Raw genomic sequence first — 22,025 nt, forward strand, 5'->3', positions numbered from 1 at the left:
CTCTTACCCGATAATAAACTTCATTAACCAGCCTAAAATGTAATCAAAACACCATAAAACTATGGAAGCGATTACAACAACCGCAAGAACATGCCAAGATGTGGTCACTGTTTCTTGCTTGGTCGGCCAAGTCACACGACGTAACTCGATTCGCGCATCTTTCAACAAACGAACAAAGCCTTTGCCTTGATGGGTGGCGTATAATAAACCTAAAGCCACTACGATACAAGCCAAAATCACACCAACGCGTACACCAACATTATTCGCAGGTGCCCAATACGCTGGCAAATACTGACCCGCCATGGCCGCACCGACTAATAAAATCAATGCGATAACCCATAGAACTATATCTAAAGGAGAACCAGAATTAACAACTTCAGCAGAATTATTTCTTTGTGGAATTGGCGCTTCGCTTAATGCGTCACGCGATTTATCATTCGACATTTTTGTACTCGTCGTAGGCTTCGCGACTTATTATATGACAATTTAACCAGCATCAAGTTTTTTTTTAAAAAAATGGCAGGCCAGGAGGGACTCGAACCCCCAACATTCGGTTTTGGAGACCGACGCTCTACCAATTGAACTACTGACCTATAATACAAATCGGGAACCAAAGTCCCCGACCTGTAGTTTCAACTTATCGTATTATGCAGTTACTTTAGCAACAACACCAGCACCAACTGTACGACCACCTTCACGGATCGCAAAACGTAGACCTGGGTCCATTGCGATTGGGTGGATCAATTCTACTGACATTTCAACGTTGTCACCAGGCATTACCATTTCCACGCCTTCTTGTAATTGGATTGCGCCAGTTACGTCAGTTGTACGGAAATAGAATTGTGGACGGTAACCGTTAAGGAATGGAGTATGACGGCCACCCTCTTCTTTAGAAAGTACGTATACTTCTGCGTCGAATTTAGTATGCGGCTTGATTGTACCTGGTTTAGCAAGTACTTGACCACGTTGAACGTCTTCACGTTTAGTACCACGTAGAAGAACACCACAGTTCTCGCCAGCACGACCTTCGTCAAGCAATTTACGGAACATTTCTACGCCAGTTACAGTTGTTTTAACTGTATCTTTAATACCAACGATTTCAACTTCTTCGCCAACTTTAACGATACCCGCTTCAACACGGCCTGTTACTACAGTACCACGACCTGAAATTGAGAATACGTCTTCGATTGGCATCAAGAATGCTTTGTCGATCGCACGTTCTGGTTCAGGAATGTAAGAATCAAGCGCAGCAACCAATTCGATTACAGCAGATTCGCCATACTGACCTTGGTCACCATTAAGTGCAGCAAGCGCTGAACCACGGATGATTGGAGTGTCATCACCTGGGAAGTCATAAGTAGAAAGAAGTTCACGAACTTCCATTTCTACCAATTCAAGTAATTCTTCATCATCAACAAGGTCACACTTGTTAAGGAATACAAGAATGTAAGGTACACCAACCTGACGAGAAAGAAGGATGTGTTCACGAGTCTGTGGCATAGGACCATCAGTCGCAGCACATACAAGGATCGCGCCGTCCATTTGAGCAGCACCTGTGATCATGTTTTTAACATAATCGGCGTGACCTGGACAGTCTACGTGAGCGTAGTGACGAGTTGGAGAATCGTATTCTACGTGTGAAGTATTAATGGTAATACCACGTGCTTTTTCTTCTGGTGCAGAGTCAATTGCTGCGTAATCTTTCGCTTCACCGCCGTAAGTTTTTGCACAGATTGTTGCAATTGCAGCAGTTAAAGTTGTTTTACCATGGTCGACGTGACCAATTGTACCCACGTTTACGTGTGGTTTATTACGTTCGAACTTAGCCTTAGCCATGAGATCTTCCTTTTTAAACTGCTTATGGAGGGAAAACTCCATAAGCGATTTTGGTTTTTAACTATGAATTAGTTTGGGGCTTATAGTAATCGAAAGATTACTCGTCGTCACCTTTTTTACCGCCAGACTGGAACTTAGTAATGATGCCTTCAGCCACGTTACGTGGAGTTTCAGCATATTTAGCAAATTCCATAGAATAAGTCGCACGACCTTGAGACATAGAACGCATAGAAGTTGCGTAACCAAACATCTCAGCCAATGGAACTTCAGCACGGATCGCTTTAGTACCACCAGGAAGATCGTCCATACCTTGAACCATACCACGACGACGGTTTAAGTCACCCATGATATCGCCCATGTAGTCTTCTGGAGTTTCTACTTCAACTTTCATGATTGGTTCAAGAAGGATAGGATCCGCTTTCATGAAACCATCACGGAAGGCATAAGAACCCGCCATTTTGAACGATAATTCGTCAGAATCGACATCATGGTAAGAACCATCGAATAATGTCGCTTTGATACCCACAACAGGGTAACCAGCCAATACACCATTCTTCATACGTTCTTGAATACCTTTATCAACCGCACCGAAGAATTCTTTAGGTACAACACCACCTACAACTTCTTCAACGAATTGGTATTCTTTACCAGCTTCTTCAACATCCATAGGTTCTAAACGAACATATACATGACCGAATTTACCTTTACCACCTGTTTGACGTACGAATTTACCTTCTTGCTCAACAGATTTTTTAATCGTTTCGCGGTAAGCAACCATTGGTTTACCAATGTTCGCTTCAACGTTAAATTCACGTTTCATACGGTCAACAAGGATGTCAAGGTGAAGCTCACCCATACCTGCAATAATCGTTTGACCAGATTCTTCGTCTGTGCGAACACGGAACGATGGATCTTCTTTCGCCAAACGACCAAGTGCGATAGACATTTTCTCTTGGTCAGCTTTTGTCTTAGGCTCTACAGCTAAAGAAATTACTGGCTCAGGGAATTCCATACGCTCTAGAGTAATGATGTTTTTCTCATCACAAAGAGTATCACCAGTAGTAACGTCTTTAAGACCTACACATGCAGCGATATCACCCGCGCGGATTTCTTCAACGTCTTGACGTTCGTTCGCGTGCATTTGCACGATACGACCAATACGTTCACGTTTAGATTTAACTGGGTTGTATACTGGATCGCCTTGTTTAAGCACACCAGAATAAACACGTACGAAAGTTAAGTTACCTACGAACTTGTCATTCATGATTTTGAATGCAAGCGCAGAGAATGGTGCTTCGTCAGATGCTTCACGAATCGCTTTAGTTTCAGCTTTGTCGTCAAGAATACCTTCGATAGGCTTAACTTCAGTCGGCGATGGTAAGAAATCAATAACAGCATCCAACATACGTTGAACACCTTTGTTTTTGAATGCTGTACCACAAAGCATTGGTTGGATTTCACAAGCCAAAGTTTGAGCACGAATACCAGCAACGATTTGTTCTTTAGTCAAATCGCCATTGTTTAGGTATTCATCCATCAACTCTTCAGATGCTTCAGCCGCAGCTTCAACCAAGTTTGTACGCCACTCTTCAGCAGTTGCTTGAAGTTCAGCCGGGATTTCACCGTATTCGAACTGCATACCTTGAGAAGCTTCATCCCAAATGATCTGTTTCATTTCGATCAAGTCGATAACGCCAGTGAAGTTTTCTTCAGCGCCAACAGGGATTACAACTGGTACAGGGTGTGCACCAAGACGTGTTTTCATTTGTTCAACAACACGGAAGAAGTTTGCACCAGTACGGTCCATCTTGTTCACGAATGCTAAACGAGGCACTTTATATTTGTTTGCTTGACGCCATACAGTTTCTGACTGAGGTTGTACACCACCTACAGCACAGTAAACCATACATGCACCGTCAAGAACACGCATAGAACGCTCAACTTCGATTGTGAAGTCAACGTGTCCCGGGGTATCAATTACGTTGATACGGTGTTCTGGGAACTGCTTAGCCATACCAGACCAGAAACAAGTTGTAGCAGCTGAAGTGATTGTAATACCACGTTCTTGCTCTTGTTCCATCCAGTCCATTGTTGCTGCACCATCATGTACTTCACCAATTTTGTGAGATACACCTGTGTAGAACAAAATACGTTCTGAAGTAGTGGTTTTACCAGCATCAATATGAGCAGAAATACCAATGTTACGATAACGAGAAATTGGGGTTTGACGAGCCATGATTTCTTGCATTCCTAAATTTGTTGTTTAAAACAGGACGCTTTAAGCTGCAGAGCAGCTTAAAGCGTTTTGAAGACAGATCAGTGAAAACCGACCTGTCATCGTCCTGATTAAGGTCTTTAAACCTATTAGAAACGGTAGTGAGAGAATGCTTTGTTGGCTTCAGCCATACGATGCACATCTTCACGTTTCTTAATCGCTGAACCTTTACCTTCAGCTGCATCAAGCAACTCACCAGCAAGACGTAAAGCCATAGTTTTTTCAGAACGCTTAGCAGCAGCGTCTACTAACCAGCGCATAGCTAAGGCAGTACGACGGGATGGGCGTACTTCCATAGGCACTTGATAAGTAGCACCACCAACACGGCGTGCTTTTACTTCGACCATAGGACGAACTTTTTCAAGAGTAGTCTCGAAAAATTCAACAGGGTCTACTTTAGATTTTTCTTGAACGCGGTCTAAAGCACCGTAAACGATACTTTCAGCAATAGATTTTTTACCATCTTGCATTACGTGGTTCATGAATTTAGCGATTGTTTGGCTGCCGAACTTAGGATCCGGAAGGATTTCACGGGCAGCGACTACGCGACGTCTTGGCATTTTAATACACCTATAAATATGACACTTCAGGTTTATCCAGCATGAGTACAAAGTGTCATGTACTGTTCGCTGGCCTTACTACACGTCGCTTGAATTTCACAAAATTAAATGCAGAAATCAGACAAGCGAGACGATAAAGGATTGCGGTTCTACGTTCTTAAGAAGCTAATCTCGAAAGATTATTTCTTAGGACGTTTAGTACCGTATTTAGAACGTGACTGGTTACGATCTTTAACACCAGCGCAGTCTAAAGAACCACGAACGGTATGGTAACGTACACCTGGTAAGTCTTTAACACGACCACCACGGATAAGAACAACACTGTGCTCTTGTAGGTTATGGCCTTCACCACCGATGTAGCTTGATACTTCAAAACCTGAAGTTAAGCGAACACGGCAAACTTTACGCATTGCTGAGTTAGGTTTTTTAGGTGTAGTAGTGTAAACACGTGTACAAACACCACGACGTTGTGGACAAGCCTTCAACGCAGGAACTTTTGATTTTTCAATCAAAGTCGTACGACCCTTACGGATCAACTGATTTGTTGTTGCCATTTGGCAATTCTCCCGTTAATAAAAAGCCTCAAAAAAATACTACTTTTCGAGGGCAGACAATTGTAAGCGAAGATAGAAAAATGGTCAATATTCGAGGTCATATCAAATATTAACCATTTCCTTATATTTAGGGCGTTTGAAAGCATTTGCTAAGCTGGGGTTTACCTTTTAGGATTTCTTTTTTGTAACTTTTTTATTTATAGGCGCAGATTCCTGATTTTCTTTAGATTCTGCAGTAGAAGGCTGAGCAATAATTTGCCCATTCACCGCCTGCTCTTCCTGTGCATATTCATCCAATTCAGATTCATCCGCAGTGATCGCCGGTTTTTGTGGCTCAACTTGTGTATGCGGTTCAACCATTTGTCCCGCTAAATATTCCAAGCCCTGTTCAACTCGTTCATCCTGGCGGCTTTCATCAACTTTAGGCGCTTCTATTTTCTTTTTGATGATGACATTAGAGATGGTTTTATTATCAGGGACTTGAATATCCTGATCCAGTTTAATTTCACTAGGTTTCACATCCACTTTAGATAAATGTTCTAATAATTTGGGAGTTGCTTGAGCCAATAAGGCCAAAGATTTTTCATAAGCCGCAATCGGGGATAACTCTACCCCTTGATGTTGTTGCAAGTAACTTCGGGCGTGGGAAAAAATTTGTTGCGCTTTCTGGTTGACGTCTTCAACCAGTTTCCAACTATATGCTGCACCAATGCCTGCTCCCGCCACCGGTGTCAATTTACTGATGATGGAAATTTTGGGAATATGATTCAACCAATCCCATTTCATTTCACCATTTTCATTACTTAACCATTTTTTAAGCACTGTAACATCGTTACTTGAACCCAACATTTCTTGAAACTGAGTCATATCTTGGGTTTTTAACATACTGGACAATGCTTTTAGCGCCAGCAATACACTCTGTTTTTCCGCAATCTGGCCTAAATCAATTTGTTTAAACACAAACTGAACAATGTCTTGTTCTGTTTCTTTATTCAGCTCAAAACCATATGCACGTCCAACCTGATAAATCATGCGCAAAGACATGATTAAAGACAACGGCACATCAATCGCCGAACCCACCACGCCTGTCGCCCCAGTTACAGCACCCTGTATAGAAGCAATCCATTTATTCTGTTCTGCCAAGGCCTGACTAATTCGCTTTGACCGATCTACGTCTTGGGTCAGTTCTTGTAAATCTTTTGCACCCGCCTGATCAAGCACGGCATCAACTGAACTTATATTTGAGGTAAATTGATTTAACTGTTCAAAAAAATAATCTGATAATTTATCTGAAAATTGCGGGGAAATGAAATTGGCAACCCGAGTCACTTTACCATACTGATGACCGAGTAATTGTTTCGATACACCCGGTAAATACTCGCGCAGCATTTGTTGAGGATTATCATATTTTTGGGCTTCAAAAACATGTGATTGACCAGCACTCCCATCCACCACCTGCCCATTTATTGATGGCTGCATGGCTCTAGTCACAGCATTCGGAGCGGCATGATTCAGCACACCCATTCCAGCTGCACTGATCTTTTTAGCCACTCCAAAGGCATTTGAGAAGAATCCATGCGAATGTTTATTATTGATATCAGTCATTCTTTACCCTCATTTTCAATTCTTACAATTGTTGATAAATACTAGGCACAGTCTAAGTTTATCTCAATATTAATGTGTATCTTTTAGTTAATTAAACCGGGTAATTTTCACAAATACATACAGACGGAAATAGGCATAATATTTGCCATAAGAATTCAAAAATCTTTCTGCTATTATGAATGTAATTGAAATACATGAGTAAGGCGCTGGGTTTTGCTTAAGGCAAACAATTCATTCAGCTGCATTTGCTCAAATCACCACCATATAAGGGATCTGTAGATGAAACGTGTTGTAATCACTGGCATGGGCATTAACTCATGTATTGGTAATTCTTTAGAAGAAGTAACAAATTCTTTGCAAAACGGTATTTCTGGAACACGTTTTAACCCAACTTATGCTGAACTCAACTTTAAAAGCCACGTGAGTGCAGCAGCAGAACAAAACTTTGACAATATCGACCGTAAACTAAAACGCTTTATGGGCGTTTGTGCGATGTATGCATACAACTCAGCCCTTGCTGCAGTCGAACATGCGGGTTTACAGGTTGAAGATTTAGCGGGCAACCCACGTTACGGTATTACCGGTGGTTCAGGTGGTGGTTCAACTGCATCGGTCATTGAAATGAACGAATTATTGCAAACCAAAGGCGCACGTAAAGTTGGTCCTTTCTTTGTTCCTCGTAACATGACTAACACGATTACAGCAAACGTTGGCGTTGCATTCAAATTACAAGGTGTGGCGCATACCATTACCAGCGCATGTGCAACATCTGCTGATGCGATTGGTTATGCGTACAACCTGATTCAATTGGGCAAACAAGATTTAATGCTTGCTGGTGGCGGTGAAGAAGATCACTGGTCACAAAGCTTGTTGTTTGATGCAATGGGTGCACTTTGCTCTAAATACAATGACACGCCTGAAACAGCTTCTCGCCCATATTCTGCTGACCGTGACGGTTTTGTGATTGCCGGTGGTGGCGGTTTTGTGGTGTTGGAATCACTTGAACATGCGCAAGCTCGTGGCGCGAACATCTTAGCTGAAGTTGTTGGTTATGCGGCAAACAGTGATGGTGCAGACATGGTTGCGCCAAGTGGTGAAGGTGCAACACGCTGTGTGCTTATGGCTTTAGAAGAAGCAAAACAGCATGGTGTAGATAAAATTGACTATGTAAACACACATGGTACATCTACCCCTGCGGGTGACGTGACTGAACTTAAAGCGATGGAACGTGCATTCGGTGAAGGTCAAGTTCCTCCATTGAGCTCAACCAAGTCGATGACTGGTCACAGCTTAGGCGCAGCGGGTGTACAAGAAGCGATTTATTCAGTATTGATGATGCAAAATGACTTTATTGCTCCGAACATCAACGTGACTGAACTGGATGAAGGCGCAAAACCATTTGATATCGTGCTTGAAAAACGTGACACAAAATTGAATACTGTGATGAGTAACAGTTTCGGTTTTGGCGGTGTAAATGCCTGTCTTGTTTTCAAAAAATGGGAAGGCTAAGCTAAGAATTGTTGATCATTCGGTAACGGATGATCAACTTCTGCCACACTGCCCTTAAAAGGGTGAATAGATGGATGCTCCTTCTGATGCTTTCTTGTGGGTAAAAGCATTACATATTATTGCTGTAGTTTGCTGGTTCGCCGCTTTGTTCTACTTGCCACGTTTATATGTTTATCATGCGATGAGTGAGGATGCCACAAGTCATCAGCGTTTCCAGATTATGGAACGCAAGTTGTACCGCGGCATCATGTGGCCGGCAATGCTTGCCACTCTCATCACGGCGCACTTCTTGGTAAATTGGGGGGATGCAACTCGGCATTACCATGAAGCACTCTGGTTTTACCTGAAAGTTGGATTGGTCGGTTTACTGGTCATTTACCATTTAGTCTGTGGTTATTACCGTAAAAAACTAATGGTCGATGCACATTACAAATCACACAAGTTTTGGCGTTACTTTAATGAAATGCCAACCCTGATTTTATTCGCAGTGGTGATTTTAGTGGTGGTTAAACCGCAGTTCTAAGTCATCTTGATTTAAAAAAGCCTCCTACTGGAGGCTTTTTTATTTTAAATACTAAAAATTCGTTTTCTTTATAAAATCAAGAATCTTGCCCCCAAGAATTTTATCTTTTATCCGCCAAATATAGCTCAGTTAAAATACGGCACTTAAATCATCATTCCTTTCACTAAAGAAAATAACTTTATGAGATTACCCCCTCCCTAATTCTCTCCCAAAAAAGGAGGGAACTTTATTTTTCAACTACATTCTTGGATATTGTTCTACTCTTTTAATCAGTCAACAGGAGACTCGCCATCTCCCATTGCATTACTAAAATTTAAAGATGTTGCAGTAAGTCAGAGAATTGCTTAATTCGAGCTTTAGGTTGAGCTTGGTCTAGCTCTTCTGCTGAACCATAACCATATTCTACGGCAATGGTTTCAATCCCGTTATGACGCGCACCGAAAATATCATGCTCACGATCACCGACCATTAAACATTCTTCAGGCTTTAGTTGCTCTTTTTGCATAATATAAGCGATCAATTCGGCTTTATTGGTACGATCCCCATTCAGCTCGCTACCATAAGGATGCACAAAATATTGCAACAACTCGAAATGCTCTAAAATTTGTCGCGCATATACTTCAGGCTTTGCTGTGGCTAAAAATAAACGATAGCCTTGTTGCTGTAATGTTTTTAAAGTTTCAGCCACATCATCAAATACATGGTTCTCATATAAACCCGTCACCGCAAATCGTTCACGATAGCCCATCAACGCCTGTTCAGCCAAAACATCATCAACTGCAACATTCAAAATTTTTGCTAATGAGGCCTGTAATGGCGGACCAATAATCCAGTCAATATTGACATCATCGGCAATAGGATGACCAATTTTATTTAAACCGTAACGCGCACTAGTGGTAATACCCACTTTTGGATCAGTTAATGTTCCATCTAAATCAATCAAAATATTTTTAATCACAGACTGACCCTTTAACTTAAATTTTTACTTAACAAATACTATCGAGACTTGGCTCAAAGTTGCCTATACTAACGTAAATTTAGTGATTTAAGGACATCATTGTGCGCCCTACTGTACTTTGCTTTTCTGGTTTAGATCCATCGGGTGGAGCTGGCTTGCAGGCAGATATTGAAGCGATTGGTCAAAGTGGTGCACATGCAGCAATTGCCTGTACTGCCCTTACCATTCAAAACTCGCAACAAGTTTTTGGCTTTGAAGCGACCTCAAAAGAATTATTGATGGCTCAGGCCAATGCAGTGGTGAGAGATTTACCGATTAAGTGCGTGAAATCAGGCATGTTAGGCACTACAGATAATATTGCAGCTTTAGCAGAATTTTTACGCGAACATCCTGAATATCTCTATGTGCTCGATCCAGTACTGGTTGCAAATAGCGGGGGTTCACTGGGCAATCAAGAAACACTGGTCAAAGCTTTTGTCGAGCTGATTCCACTTGCCACAGTTTTGACGCCTAATACAGTAGAGCTGCGTGCATTAACCGGTATTGAAGATATCGACCAGGCCACTGCAAAACTCTTTGAAATGGGTGCTAAAGCCGTTTTAGTCAAAGGCGGACATGAAGATACGCCGGACTATATCCGTAATGCTTTATATATGGATGGCAAGTTGGTTTCTGAAACCAGATGTCCACGCCTTGAAGGTGAATACCATGGTTCAGGTTGCTCATTGGCCAGTTTTATTGCCGGTCGTTTAGCACAAGGTGATGATTTAAAACAAGCCGTGAATCATGCCGAAACCTGGCTGTTTGGAGTGCTTAAAAAAGCGGAAACTCCGGTGCCCAATGGTCAGAAAATTCCTAAGCGCTTCTAAAAAATATGTTGATAAACCTGATCATTAACTGGCTTTATGTCGTTTGAGATCAGGTTTTTTTGCACTCATTTTAGTCACTAAAATCTGGATTTTAGGGTGCTACTAAAAAATAAAGCATGTATAAATACATGCTTTATGATGCACATCATTTAAAACTAGGCAATGAGTTCTTTAATCTTGGTCGTCGAGCCATTGTTTTTAACTGATTCTATGCCTTTCTCACGTGATTGCTCACTTGAATAGAATTGACTGCGACCAATAATCTGATAATTCGCAGCTTTTAAGTTGAAATAAGGTTTACCATTTTTCGCTTGTAGGCGCTCATAACGGCTATCATCTATGCTATTTCTCTGAACCGATTCAATGCCAACCTGTGCAGAAGCTTTTGCCTTATATAATTCACTGGCCAAGATCACTTCCCCATTTCCAGCTTTTAACACAAAGCGATATTGCCCATCGTTTGCTTGACTAATTTCATACCATCCCGCCATATAAAAACCCCTTTTATTATTTTTAATTTTATAAAAACATCTTATTTTTAGTTTTGAAAACATATGGTTGCTTTATAAAATATAAATAATTTTCAGCTTTTTAATGTGGCTGTTTTGTAATCAGCAACATCTCTATCTGGATGGAATAAAAATGCGTTCTACAAAGGTAAATTCGGCTTAAATTTATGAAATAAAAAATAAAGATCAAGAGAATAAAGGGAGACCTAGTCTCTTGATCGCTATTAAGATCTAGATAATTTTCTTAGAATAAGTGGCTTTCTGCATTTCCAGAATTTCCACACAAATCTGTAAGCTCATTTGGCTTTGTTTGGGCAAATGCTGCTCGAGTGTGGTTAATAACAATTGTGAAATTTCCTGTTGTAATTCCACACTGCGTCCAGTCAATAAAGAGACTTTAGCATGTACATAAGCTTGTGAAGCATCTCCAAAACCAATGACATAATCATGCTGACAAATGGCACGACTTTTCACATCATTCGCAGAGCCTACATATACACCTTCTACCAAGGCTTTGTTCAACGCAAGCAGGATAGGTTTGGTTTCCAGATTTTCAATATTATCTGAATATTCCAGATGGATGTGTGGCATAACAAAAATTCTTTCAGAGGGTTGCGGTTGTTATACCATGCCATTTGCTCAATCATAAGGCCAATAAATCAATGTTTAATCAACAGTGCTGCTGTTTATAAAAGAAAGAATCAGAATGACTGCACCCTTTTCATAAAACTGAATCCAGAAATATCTATCTACAAAAATAACGGTTCAAAAATTAATTCTAACCCCATAAAAAAGCCCTAGCATTCAGCTAGAGCTTTTAAATTTCAATCTGTGTGAATTAAGCTTTTTTCACAAATTCAGATTTTAATTTCATTGCACCAAACCCATCAACTTTACAATCAAGATCATGACCATCACTTGAGTCAGGTAATAAACGAATGTTTTTCGCTTTGGTTCCCACTTTAATCACAGATGAAGAACCTTTAATTTTCAAATCTTTAATCAGGGTAACCGTATCACCATCGGCAAGGACATTGCCATTTGAGTCTTTAATAATCGTTGCTGCTTCAGCGCTGCTTTCGCCCTCTTTCCACTCATAAGAGCATTCTGGACAAATCAGTAAATCGCCATCTTCATAAGCATATTCTGAATTACATTTGGGGCAATTTGGCAAAGACATAAAAAACCTCAAAAACTCTACTATAGCATTTTATAAGTCAATCTCTTGCTTAAAACCCTATTTATTTCATGGAATAAAAGTAGGCAAGATTAATTTTAACCCTCTTCCAAAACCTGTTTGAGTACAATCACATGGTTATAGTCTTTACTTTTTGCAGCAGTAATTAACGTGACTTGTTCCTGTTTAGCAATCTCTCTAATTTGCTGCAGCATCTTCGCTTGCTCAGCAAGTTCCGCTCTATAGCACTGTTGAAAGACCTCCCAATGTTCGGGATCGTGCGCGTACCATTTTCGCAGTTCAGTCGATGGCGTAATTTCCTTGGGCCATAGATCAATTTTAGCCTCTTCCTTTTTGATGCCTCTGGGCCAAAGTCGATCGACTAGAATCCGTTTACCATCTGAGGGTAAAACTTCAGCATAGGCACGTTTGATTTGAATCTGCATCGCCTTCATTGTATTCACTTCTATTGATCCGGTATTTCAGGAGTCACCAATAAAGTGAGCAGTTGCAATGATTCCTGCCATCCCAAATAACAGGCTTCTGCTGGTATCACATCTGGAATACCGGATTGGATGATATAAACTTCGGTTCCTACAGAAACAGGGGTTAATTGAATAGTGACTTCAATTTGCCCCGGTAAGTTTGGATCATCAAACTGGTCGGTATAACGTAACAATTGGTTAGGAATCATTTCATGATAGGTTCCACCAAACGACTGGCTTGAACCGGTAGAAAAATTACTAAAGGACATTTTATAGGTGCCACCCACTTTCGCATCCAAATGATGAACTTTAGCGGTAAAACCATTCGGTGCCATCCATTTCACCAAGGCATCAGGATCAATAAAGGCTTTAAATACTCGTTCTGGCGGTGCGCTAAATACACGGTGAAGTTTGACAGTATTAGACATTTCTTGTTCCTTGCTTTTTGTTGTTTTGTTTCTTCAGTCTACGGCGGTTGGTCTATAACTATGTATGGCTTTGGTATGGGTCTGATTATTTTTTTCATAATTGAGCATGTGAAATTCACACACTTTTTATCATTAAAAAGATATAGATGAACGTGTTTAGCTGATCAACCCGCTTTAGCCTGTATCAGTCCAAGTGATCGCATTCGTCAGCTTGATAAACCTTGAGTAGGCTCTGCCTGTTGCAACTTGGCAATTTCCTTCAACTTTTGTGCCTGTGCCCTGTCATTACTTAAAGTCTGAATTAAATCTTCTGCAAGCTGGTTTAATAAAACCAAATCATCTTCACTCATATGCCGAATCTGTTTATCCAAAATACATAAACTACCTAACACCAAGCCTTGCTTATTGCGCAAAGGTGCCCCTGCATAAAACTTGATTTTATTTTTATTCAACTCGGGGTTGTGGCTAAAACGTGGATCTCGGTCTATATCCTCAATAATCAGTGCTTCATTTTGATGAACCAAATGGGTACAAATGGATTCCTCCCGAGGAATGCCCGCTTCTATCGGATTCTGATTTTCATCCGCTAGCGGGCTGGCTGGGGTATTCACCCATATTTCATCGACCAAGGAAATTTGCGCATACTTCACATTAAATGCCTGGCAGGCTTCTTCAATATATTGCTGATAAATCAATAAAGTTTCAGGTTGAAGTAATTGCAATTCGTGCAAAGCAGCCAAACGTTCTGGTTCATTTTCAGCAAGCAATTCACGTGCAGGGTTTTCACCTTGTTGCAGCATCAAGGCATCAATACTCAGCATCAATTCATTCACCGTGGATACTACGGCATCCGGTTGAAAACGGTTTTGAATCTCATCCCGTAGTTCATCGCTGACATTGCCCCATGTGGCAAAAATAATTTTTGTATTCGGCAGGCGTTTGCGGATGCGATGATTCAACAAGCGAATTTGTGCCAAAGGCTGATGATGAAATATAGAAATGCATATCACCTGAACATCTTCTGGTAATGACTCAAATACATCTATTTTGGATTGAATCAATACTTCACTATGACTTTGCGCTGCAATTTTTCTTAAGCTTAAACCATGTGCCAACATGGAAGATGCCAGCACATCAATTTCCCAACGTGCTCCCAGGCACACCACCTGTACTGGATCTTCGGTCTTTGGACTCGGATACTTCTGTTGAAAATCATGATTAAACAACTTCAAGCCTTGATGCATTCTTAAACGATGTTCGGCACTTGCTTCAGTACTATGCCCTTGTGAAAATAAACGAATGGCTGGGATGGCGACATCATCATAAAAGCTATTTACCTTACGAACCACGACTTCCTCACTGGGCTTTTTCGGTAATTTTTGTTCAATATAATCCTCTGCAACTTCAAGGGCATCATCTACATCATCAGCAACCAAGCGCTGGTAAAACCGTTCCGGTGGCGTGAGTACAGGTTCACTGCCAATCAGGATTTTAATAAATCCCAATGCCGGAATATAATTCGACAATACCAATAAACACGCCGTCAATGGGGTCGAGAGAATCAGTCCAGCAGGCCCCCATAACGTGGTCCAGAATGTCGCTGCAAGAATAATCGCCAAAGTGGAAAGACCGGTACTTTCTCCATATAACCACGGTTCAACCACATTGTTACTAATCAACTCCAGTAACAGAATCAGCCCAATCGTCCATAGCACCATATTCCAGCCTGGATCGACTGCAAATGCCAAGGTAATGGGAAATAAGGCCGAGATCATTGGACCGACATAAGGTAGAAAGCGCATTCCTATCGCTACAATCCCCCACATCATGGCAGCCGGCACGCCAATCAACCATAAGCCCACGGCCATGGGAAGACCATAAGTGACATTCACCAACAACTGCATCCGCAAGTAGGTTCCAATCCGATCTGCGGCATCATCCAGTGCATCTGTACCGACATTTAAATTACCACCCAGCAATTTCAACAAACGATCATGTAAATCTTTGCGGCTCAGTAAAATCAGCACCACAAACAGAAAAACAATCCCTATTGTCGCTAAGGGATGAAGAATTTTCGCACCCCACTGTATCGCAGTTTCAGTGGTGCTGGATTCCTGCCCCACCACCTCTACCTGTTGCACACCCTCTTTTTTCTCAATTGGGGTAACCTGCTGTATCGAACTTTCAACCGTGTCGATGGTCCTGATCGCACCGTCCCATACACTGGGTCCAGAAGTAAAACTTTTTAGCGAATCGAGTTTTTGTTTAATGGTGTCCTGATATTGCGGTAACTCCTGACTTAAATTCCCCAGTTGATAACCGAGATAAGTTGCAGCCCCACCCAAGACACTTAAGGCAAATAGCACCACAAGTGCAATCGATGGCAGTTGCGGTAAGCCCCATTTTTTTAAGCGTGACACTAAAGGTTCAAGTAAAAATGCCAGTAGCACCGACAGCGCCAAAGGAATCAGAATGTCTTTTCCAACGTAGAGGGCTAAAATAATCAGTGCAGCAATCACAAACCCGGCCATTACACGTAAAACATGCTTGGTCTGAGCTTCATCATTTACTGGAGGGGATGGAGATTCTGAATTTAGAGTTTTTTCCTTATTCACGTTAATATCCTTATTATTTTTTACCCTTCTCTCTATATTTAAGATTTTATCTGCTGAAATTCTACAGAGTTACTGTAAGTAAAATCCTTATTCGCCTCATACCCTTTTCAGTTCAAGCTCATTATGTTTTATTCTTTGCCAAATATTTAGGTATTAAAAAACCCTAACCGTTTGCACCGTCAGGGTTTTCTGGTATCTCATTCAACAGGACTTAGTATGACTTCAGCCCTACTAGAACTACTGGAATCCAAACACTATTTTTAGACTATTATTCAATCATTTGAATTAACTTTGAAGTTCATCTTCCACATCTTCATCATCATAGACATACGCCATACACCCCCAGCCATCGTATTCACCGCCGTGTTGTTCAGCAATTTTAGTGAACCATTCTTCAATATCGACGATGTCTGAATAGTCAGGTTCCATATACACATAAATAGTGATAATCCACTCTAGCGTATCGGCTTCTTCATCTTCAAACAGGCTGATTTTTTGTTCTTCTTTCAGCAAATAAAGCGCACATTTTTCAGCTTGCTCTTGTGTTTGAAAAGCAATCGAAAATTCAATTTCATGTGCTTCCGTCAGATCATCACCATCTTCAGCCATTTGCCAAAGTACATTACCGTTTTCGTCATCTGGGAATTGTTCAAAATCGCGTGTCATGGAGAGTTTCCTTATCGTAATTATTTAAATCTATATCATTGTACGCAGATTAGCTCAAGTTTGTTTCAGTTTAGCGATTTAAAAGATCCATTCTCGTGCTCATTCATTAAAGTATAGTTCTGCTTCATCCGTTCAAAACTATACCCTTCATTAGCCTTCCATCATGTGTACTTGCATTTGAGTTTGCTGTTCTTGCTGTTTTTCTTTGAACTCTAAAACCAATGCTGCAAACTTCAACTCTTCTAAACGCAAGCTTAAAAATGACTCATGAATCCGTGCATAACTAAATGCCGCACCATAATGATTGATCAGAATAAAATCATCTTGAAGCAATTGAATGAGCTCACCCAAATTGTCATGCCGTAAGCGTGATAAATAAAGATCAGCTTTACTGTTAAAAACATGGGTTACCAAGGCAATAGCTGAAAGACGGCGCTTTTCTTCAACATAATCACAATCACCAACACTATGATGATCAATGGCATTTTTTATTTTACGACGAACTTCTAAATGAAGTGCCGAATCTATATGGTCATATCCATCGATCAATTCATCCAAGAGGGTGTGAGCAGGAAATAAATACTCAGTGCCATAACCATTAATTTTATGTTCTAGTGCTCGCGAAATGGCAGTTAAATTTTGCTGTTGCATGGCCTGATTATAGAAACCATGTAATTGTTCTCTGGCTTCTATTTCCAGCTTCTGCTTGCTATTTTTTTCATAACTGTCCAGATAATGCCTCACTTTCTCAATATAAGCTTTCATGCCCTGTAGCAATGACTCTGCTTCAATTTTGGTCGCTTCCACAAAGTTCTCAACTTGGTTGTGTCGTTCGGCTACATACTGTTCAATGTTTAAAATATGTTGAAACTGGCTGAGTTTTTCAACCTTATTCCTTAAAATTCCAGCCTCTGCACGAAGCCTATTTAATTCATGATGTAGCTCATCATTTTTTTGTTCATGTGCAGCCAAATTTTTTCGTGCGTGATCCAGATTGGCTTGTAAAGACTCCAGATTAGCCCGTTTGTCTTTGACCAGTTTCATTGCACGATAAAGCAGTACTGCTAAAATAATTATTGTTATGACAGCTATGACCGATAGGTAAATCATTATTATTATTCCAAAAACCCCACTTTCTACACTAGTCATTTTCTGGTCGATTTTCAATCACAAAAACTAGGGATATTATTTCTATTTGTATCCCATAAAATTGAGAAATAAATATAAAAAAACTATATTTTTCAAATTATTAATTATTTAACAATATTTTAAATTTTCTTATTTTTTATCCCTAATTTCAGCTCGTATAGATGCTATCCACTCCAACCGATGCACCCTAAATCAATATACACTTCGTATCATGCAGCGTTGTATTTTCATACCTAAATCAAAATGGCACCTTACCTTTAATTTCAACATTCGCCCCCGTGAATGGTTGCTTAAATGCCAAATAACTTGCATGTAAAGCCATGCGTTTTAATGGACTTTGATAGGGTTCTGGGTGATATAACTTATCACCAGTAATCGGATGTCCGATATATTGCATATGCACCCGGAGTTGATGCGAACGTCCAGTAATAGGTGTAAGCAATACACGGGTAATATCTTCAGCTTCAAAATAATTCAAAACTTGATACAGGGTTTTGGCAGCTTTGCCCAACTCAAAATGCACTATTTGACGCGGACGATTCTCCCAATCGGTTATCAGTGGAACTTCGACACTTCCCTTACCTTCAAGCTTGCCTTGTACCAAAGCGATATAGTTTTTCTTTACCGTCCGCGCCTGAAACATTTTACTCACCGCCACTTCTGCATCACGGTGTTTGGCAAACATCAGAATACCCGAAGTTGCCATATCTAAACGATGGGTGATTTTGGCATGAGGATATTTTTCCAAGACACGTAAATAGGCACTGTCATGGTGTTCAGGCAAACGCCCCGGTACTGACAACAACCCTGCAGGCTTTTCGATTACCACCAGATCTTCATCTTCATAAATGATAGAAAGTGCTTCTTGTGGCGGCATATAAACAAAGTTGTCGTTGATAGGCATGGGGATACAGCGTTGGGGAGAATGGGCGAAAAATAACAAGCTCAGATTAGAGTGTCAATTAATATAGGCGAACCTACCGCTTTAATCCGCAAGATAATAATCGACCGTTGAAACCACACGTACTTTTTTCAAATATGGCGTATTACTGTCTCGATCTTCTATACTAAACAAGCCCTGATTGGCCGATTTAATTTTTCCTAAACTGCTTTTAGAATCAGCGGCAAATTTTTCTGCAACACTGCGTGCATTTTCGGTGGCTTGCTCAATCATGCCAGGTTTGATGTCGTTGAGTTTGGTATATAAATATTCGGTTCTTTGTCCAGAATCATCTCCGCCAAAGGCAATGCCTTTTTTACCCAAAGCCACCAATCGACTTTGTGCAGCACGTACTGCATCTATTTTGTGAGTATACACAGTTATAGTTTGATTTGCGGTATAGCGTAGTGCGACATTTTCATTCCCCCCATATTGCTGGGCATATTTATCCGTAATACTTGGTGAAGCTGTAGTAATCTCCTCAGCAGTAAAACCCTCACTTTTTAAGAATGCCTGAATTTGCTGGGTGTTTATTTCCATACTGTCGTACAACTGCGTCAGGTCTTGGCTGGCAGAGCTAAAGCGAATCGGCCAAACCGCAACGTCGGCTTTGACTTCACGCTCAGACAAACCCTTGACCGAAACAATACGTTCATATTGTTTAATTTTCAGTGCGCTACTGCCTAAAATCCATCCCGCAATAACCATCCCCAAGCAAATAAAAATGCCTAAAACAAGTGCCGGTTTAAGCTGATTCATCTGACTAAACTCCTTTTAGCTATGACTTTAATTTATATTTTTCAGTTTTTATGTGTAATGCAACAGTATGAAAATATTGATAAAATTATTGTGATAGTAGCGCGTTTTACTTTGTATTTAAGATTTTAAGATGGTTTTTAAATTTTAACTTTTATCCATAAAATATAAAGTAATTAGAGGGACTAAATTAAACAGTAAAATGCCAATTTTATAGACTGCCATCCCTCCATAATGAATTGCATCGAAAGTCGCATCTGACAGATTGAACCATTTTCCATGTACTTGTTTAATCCAGTCACGGGCAAAAATAATCGCCAAAAACCAGATCATTAAAATGATGTAATTGATCAGTACGGAGGAAAGTAAAAAACGAAACCAAAAATCGAGATTCATATTGATTCTCTACGTGGTAGCTTATGATTTCTAAAATAACAGATTTGATATACTGAAACGAGTTGCTGATTTGTATCTACATTTTCCGGTTTAAAATCTATCGCATAGTTATGATTTTTAATTTATTTTTATATTTTTATTGTTATTGTTTTTTATTCGGTAGAGAATTTTTTAGGGTGTTAGGGAAAACATATTGTTTAACTTCAACAATTATAGCTTTGTAAGCGATAACCTTATGCCTATAAACTCGTGATCTATAGCGTCCTAAGCCGAATCGAGACCTTTTGGGTAAGTACTACACTCACGTTATACGCAACTGGTAGCAATCTACTCTTTTCGATCCCTGTCACACCCTTGAGATATAATTTACCAAGTTAGGCTCGGGATTATTTCCCTAAGAAAAGCCAATTTAAATATTTTTTTGGAAATTATTTTCTAAATAATAAATAATTACGGAATATTTAATCATAAGACTATAAAATATCGCTTTTTATTGCGTTTTATTCATCTTTTTTAGATAATTTTTACTTTCTCACTTTTCATTTCCCCATTCTTCCTTTGGCAGAATCATACACTTTATGTTTTATCTTCAGGTTCCCATATGCACACCAATGACTGTTAAGAATTAAAGAAAGTGTCTTGAACTGCACCGGCAATAAACCACCATGCGCTGATAGCGACCATACCGCACATTATATTGGCCAGTATTTTATTGATTTTGCTGAGCTGGGAATTGTAGATTTTTAAGTTAATGAGATAAGCCAGTCCGCCCAGTCCACCACCAATCAAGCCGCCAAATAGCACCAAGACAAAAGGCCAACCTGCAATTAAGTGCACATATTTCGGTGTTTGTTCAATTTCCATCATTTCGCTGGCTTGTTCCATTTTAATTCTCCCTTCTGCTTTGTTAAATGTATCTTGCCCGTTGCTATGAGCACCTCTACCCTTGAGTCGATGCTCGCCACTCGGGCATATTTATCAAGCAATATTTAAGCCATGAAATTGAGTTCTGCTATTTCACATAAAGTTGATGAACATTTTGATTGATATAAGCGTTCAAGCCATCACCATACTGTGCTAGTTGTTTCATGTTTTCAACATGTTGATAGCCAGCACTGGCATAACTATAAGTATAGATTTTTGATTTTTTCTTGAATTGAACCCGAATAAATTCATTGCCAATCTCGTAGTTGGCAACACCAGAGTCATGATTGAGATCAAGATAATGTTGCAATTGAGCAGCCCTAAACACTATGAATTTAGAATTTTAGATAGGGGTAATTTGATTAATTCTCAAACAAAAATCCGGTATAAATGGCTATGTTTAAGTAACAAAAAAGCCCTATGGAGTAATAGGCTTTTGTCTAAAACAGGGATCTCTGTTTTATGAATGTCGCTTAGGCAATGTTATTTTTAAATTCAGTGCCAAGACATTTGGTACACGGGGGTAAACGGTCTGTACCAATTTCTAAGTAAACGCGATGTCCGCATTGAACACAAAAATAGAAACCTATTCCGGGTTTTTCGCCAGCAGTAACCATCTTTGTTCTCCATGTGTTTTTAGAAACGGTGCATCCAGTATAACCCTCTTATGATGATTGTCTATTGTCCATTTCGACAGATGATAATGGCGTTTGGGCGAAGAATGATTTTGATAAAAAATTTGACAGTTTTACAAAGATTTGATTATCCATTTTTCGATTTTCAGTCCGTCGACTCGTACAAATTCTTTTATTATTTGTCTTTAGTGACTTCTCTCTTGCGGAGGCTCATCTATTCTTTCTTCTGCATAAAAGTCGTCATTGAATAAGCGCTCTACTGTGATAAGTTTTTCACGCAGAATCACTTCATCGCCACGGCGGAAAATTTCCACTTCTTTGCCTTCAAAGCGAAATTCTTTGGGTAAGCAGATAGCTTGACTGCGCTCTATCATAAAAACTTTTGCGGTAGTCATATGACTACTCCATCAGTTTTGCTATACAGCTTATCTATAACCCTAGTTACGGATAAGCTAAATTTCTAACGACATGAATTTTTGGCTTATTCTTCTGACAGAGTTGATAAGCACATAGAGAAGAAAATATGCCTGCTAGGAAACCGGAAATAGCCCGATGTTTACTGCTTACTAAATGGTATTTTTCTTTCAATAAGCCAATTAAAGTTTCAATTCTTTTCCGCTGTCTCAAGTGGTATTCATCAGAAAAAGGCAATAGAC

24 protein-coding genes, 1 tRNA gene and 2 pseudogenes are annotated in these 22,025 nt (G+C 40.0%); 3 read left to right on the top strand and 24 right to left on the bottom strand.

Features of this window, described 5'->3' with window-relative positions; genetic code table 11:
* Positions 1–3 precede the first annotated feature (3 nt).
* The 7 genes from secE to E0409_RS11995 all read right to left on the bottom strand — a co-directional run bounded on the left by secE (position 4) and on the right by E0409_RS11995 (position 6,830).
* Positions 4–444 carry a preprotein translocase subunit SecE gene (gene secE / locus E0409_RS11965; protein WP_131291177.1) on the bottom strand — a complete coding sequence of 147 codons (441 nt, stop codon included), beginning with the start codon at positions 442–444 and terminating at the stop codon, positions 4–6.
* A 73-nt stretch (positions 445–517) separates the two neighbouring features.
* Positions 518–593, bottom strand: a tRNA-Trp gene (locus E0409_RS11970).
* 52 nt (positions 594–645) lie between these two features.
* On the bottom strand, positions 646–1,836 hold the full coding sequence (tuf, locus tag E0409_RS11975; protein ID WP_131291179.1) for an elongation factor Tu: 1,191 nt from the start codon (positions 1,834–1,836) through the stop codon (positions 646–648).
* A gap of 97 nt (positions 1,837–1,933) precedes the next feature.
* Positions 1,934–4,072 (bottom strand): elongation factor G, encoded by a 2,139-nt coding sequence (gene fusA, locus E0409_RS11980; RefSeq protein ID WP_131291180.1) that lies wholly within the window; start codon positions 4,070–4,072, stop codon positions 1,934–1,936.
* 128 nt (positions 4,073–4,200) lie between these two features.
* Entirely contained in the window at positions 4,201–4,671 is a 471-nt protein-coding gene (rpsG, locus tag E0409_RS11985) for a 30S ribosomal protein S7 (RefSeq protein WP_004648014.1), read from the bottom strand.
* Between the two features lie 179 nt (positions 4,672–4,850).
* Positions 4,851–5,225, bottom strand: coding sequence for a 30S ribosomal protein S12 (rpsL, locus tag E0409_RS11990; protein WP_004648013.1), 375 nt, complete (start codon positions 5,223–5,225; stop codon positions 4,851–4,853).
* A 168-nt stretch (positions 5,226–5,393) separates the two neighbouring features.
* Positions 5,394–6,830: an EcsC family protein gene (locus E0409_RS11995; protein ID WP_131291182.1), complete on the bottom strand. Its 1,437-nt coding sequence runs from the start codon at positions 6,828–6,830 to the stop codon at positions 5,394–5,396.
* Between the two features lie 279 nt (positions 6,831–7,109).
* Here E0409_RS11995 and E0409_RS12000 point away from each other — a divergent pair, with 279 nt between their 5' ends.
* Entirely contained in the window at positions 7,110–8,339 is a 1,230-nt protein-coding gene (locus tag E0409_RS12000) for a beta-ketoacyl synthase N-terminal-like domain-containing protein (protein ID WP_131291184.1), read from the top strand.
* A 70-nt stretch (positions 8,340–8,409) separates the two neighbouring features.
* Entirely contained in the window at positions 8,410–8,862 is a 453-nt protein-coding gene (locus E0409_RS12005) for a CopD family protein (protein ID WP_131291186.1), read from the top strand.
* A gap of 313 nt (positions 8,863–9,175) precedes the next feature.
* On the opposite strand, the gene E0409_RS12010 is transcribed toward E0409_RS12005, so the two are convergent.
* Positions 9,176–9,820 (bottom strand): HAD-IA family hydrolase, encoded by a 645-nt coding sequence (locus E0409_RS12010; RefSeq protein ID WP_131291188.1) that lies wholly within the window; start codon positions 9,818–9,820, stop codon positions 9,176–9,178.
* Between the two features lie 101 nt (positions 9,821–9,921).
* Between E0409_RS12010 and E0409_RS12015 the strand changes: the two genes are divergently transcribed.
* Positions 9,922–10,689, top strand: a complete 768-nt coding sequence (locus E0409_RS12015) for a hydroxymethylpyrimidine/phosphomethylpyrimidine kinase (RefSeq protein ID WP_131291190.1) — start codon at positions 9,922–9,924, stop codon at positions 10,687–10,689.
* 155 nt (positions 10,690–10,844) lie between these two features.
* Here the strand turns inward: E0409_RS12015 and E0409_RS12020 are convergent, their stop codons facing one another.
* The 16 genes and pseudogenes from E0409_RS12020 to E0409_RS12095 all read right to left on the bottom strand — a co-directional run.
* Positions 10,845–11,180, bottom strand: coding sequence for a YegP family protein (locus tag E0409_RS12020; protein ID WP_131291192.1), 336 nt, complete (start codon positions 11,178–11,180; stop codon positions 10,845–10,847).
* A gap of 249 nt (positions 11,181–11,429) precedes the next feature.
* Complete coding sequence (locus tag E0409_RS12025) at positions 11,430–11,789, bottom strand: 5-carboxymethyl-2-hydroxymuconate Delta-isomerase (protein ID WP_131291194.1); 360 nt, start codon at positions 11,787–11,789, stop codon at positions 11,430–11,432.
* A gap of 247 nt (positions 11,790–12,036) precedes the next feature.
* Positions 12,037–12,378, bottom strand: a complete 342-nt coding sequence (locus E0409_RS12030; RefSeq protein ID WP_086194609.1) for a zinc ribbon domain-containing protein YjdM — start codon at positions 12,376–12,378, stop codon at positions 12,037–12,039.
* 95 nt (positions 12,379–12,473) lie between these two features.
* Positions 12,474–12,821, bottom strand: coding sequence for a DUF488 domain-containing protein (locus tag E0409_RS12035; protein ID WP_131291216.1), 348 nt, complete (start codon positions 12,819–12,821; stop codon positions 12,474–12,476).
* Positions 12,822–12,841: 20 nt separating this feature from the next.
* Positions 12,842–13,288, bottom strand: coding sequence for an SRPBCC family protein (locus tag E0409_RS12040; protein ID WP_131291196.1), 447 nt, complete (start codon positions 13,286–13,288; stop codon positions 12,842–12,844).
* A 206-nt stretch (positions 13,289–13,494) separates the two neighbouring features.
* Positions 13,495–15,903, bottom strand: a complete 2,409-nt coding sequence (locus E0409_RS12045) for an AI-2E family transporter (RefSeq protein WP_252151811.1) — start codon at positions 15,901–15,903, stop codon at positions 13,495–13,497.
* 285 nt (positions 15,904–16,188) lie between these two features.
* On the bottom strand, positions 16,189–16,569 hold the full coding sequence (locus E0409_RS12050) for a ribonuclease E inhibitor RraB (protein WP_131291199.1): 381 nt from the start codon (positions 16,567–16,569) through the stop codon (positions 16,189–16,191).
* A gap of 150 nt (positions 16,570–16,719) precedes the next feature.
* Positions 16,720–17,679, bottom strand: a complete 960-nt coding sequence (locus tag E0409_RS12055) for an SNIPE associated domain-containing protein (RefSeq protein ID WP_165541333.1) — start codon at positions 17,677–17,679, stop codon at positions 16,720–16,722.
* A 277-nt stretch (positions 17,680–17,956) separates the two neighbouring features.
* Positions 17,957–18,622, bottom strand: a complete 666-nt coding sequence (locus tag E0409_RS12060; RefSeq protein WP_131291203.1) for an RluA family pseudouridine synthase — start codon at positions 18,620–18,622, stop codon at positions 17,957–17,959.
* Between the two features lie 81 nt (positions 18,623–18,703).
* Positions 18,704–19,417: an SIMPL domain-containing protein gene (locus E0409_RS12065; RefSeq protein WP_131291206.1), complete on the bottom strand. Its 714-nt coding sequence runs from the start codon at positions 19,415–19,417 to the stop codon at positions 18,704–18,706.
* 144 nt (positions 19,418–19,561) lie between these two features.
* Complete coding sequence (locus E0409_RS12070) at positions 19,562–19,810, bottom strand: DUF6868 family protein (protein ID WP_131291208.1); 249 nt, start codon at positions 19,808–19,810, stop codon at positions 19,562–19,564.
* 618 nt (positions 19,811–20,428) lie between these two features.
* A complete protein-coding gene (locus tag E0409_RS12075) occupies positions 20,429–20,695 on the bottom strand; it encodes a hypothetical protein (RefSeq protein WP_131291210.1) in 267 nt (88 codons plus the stop codon).
* A gap of 127 nt (positions 20,696–20,822) precedes the next feature.
* Complete coding sequence (locus E0409_RS12080; RefSeq protein ID WP_131291212.1) at positions 20,823–21,044, bottom strand: hypothetical protein; 222 nt, start codon at positions 21,042–21,044, stop codon at positions 20,823–20,825.
* Positions 21,045–21,207: 163 nt separating this feature from the next.
* Positions 21,208–21,357, bottom strand: a pseudogene (locus E0409_RS16615) (zinc ribbon-containing protein); the annotation flags it as partial.
* Between the two features lie 197 nt (positions 21,358–21,554).
* Positions 21,555–21,764 carry an antitoxin gene (locus E0409_RS12090; RefSeq protein ID WP_131291214.1) on the bottom strand — a complete coding sequence of 70 codons (210 nt, stop codon included), beginning with the start codon at positions 21,762–21,764 and terminating at the stop codon, positions 21,555–21,557.
* Positions 21,765–21,810: 46 nt separating this feature from the next.
* Positions 21,811–22,025: pseudogene (locus E0409_RS12095) on the bottom strand (IS982 family transposase); the annotation flags it as partial.

It is taken from the genome of Acinetobacter sp. ANC 4862, assembly GCF_004336635.1.
Classification (GTDB): domain Bacteria; phylum Pseudomonadota; class Gammaproteobacteria; order Pseudomonadales; family Moraxellaceae; genus Acinetobacter.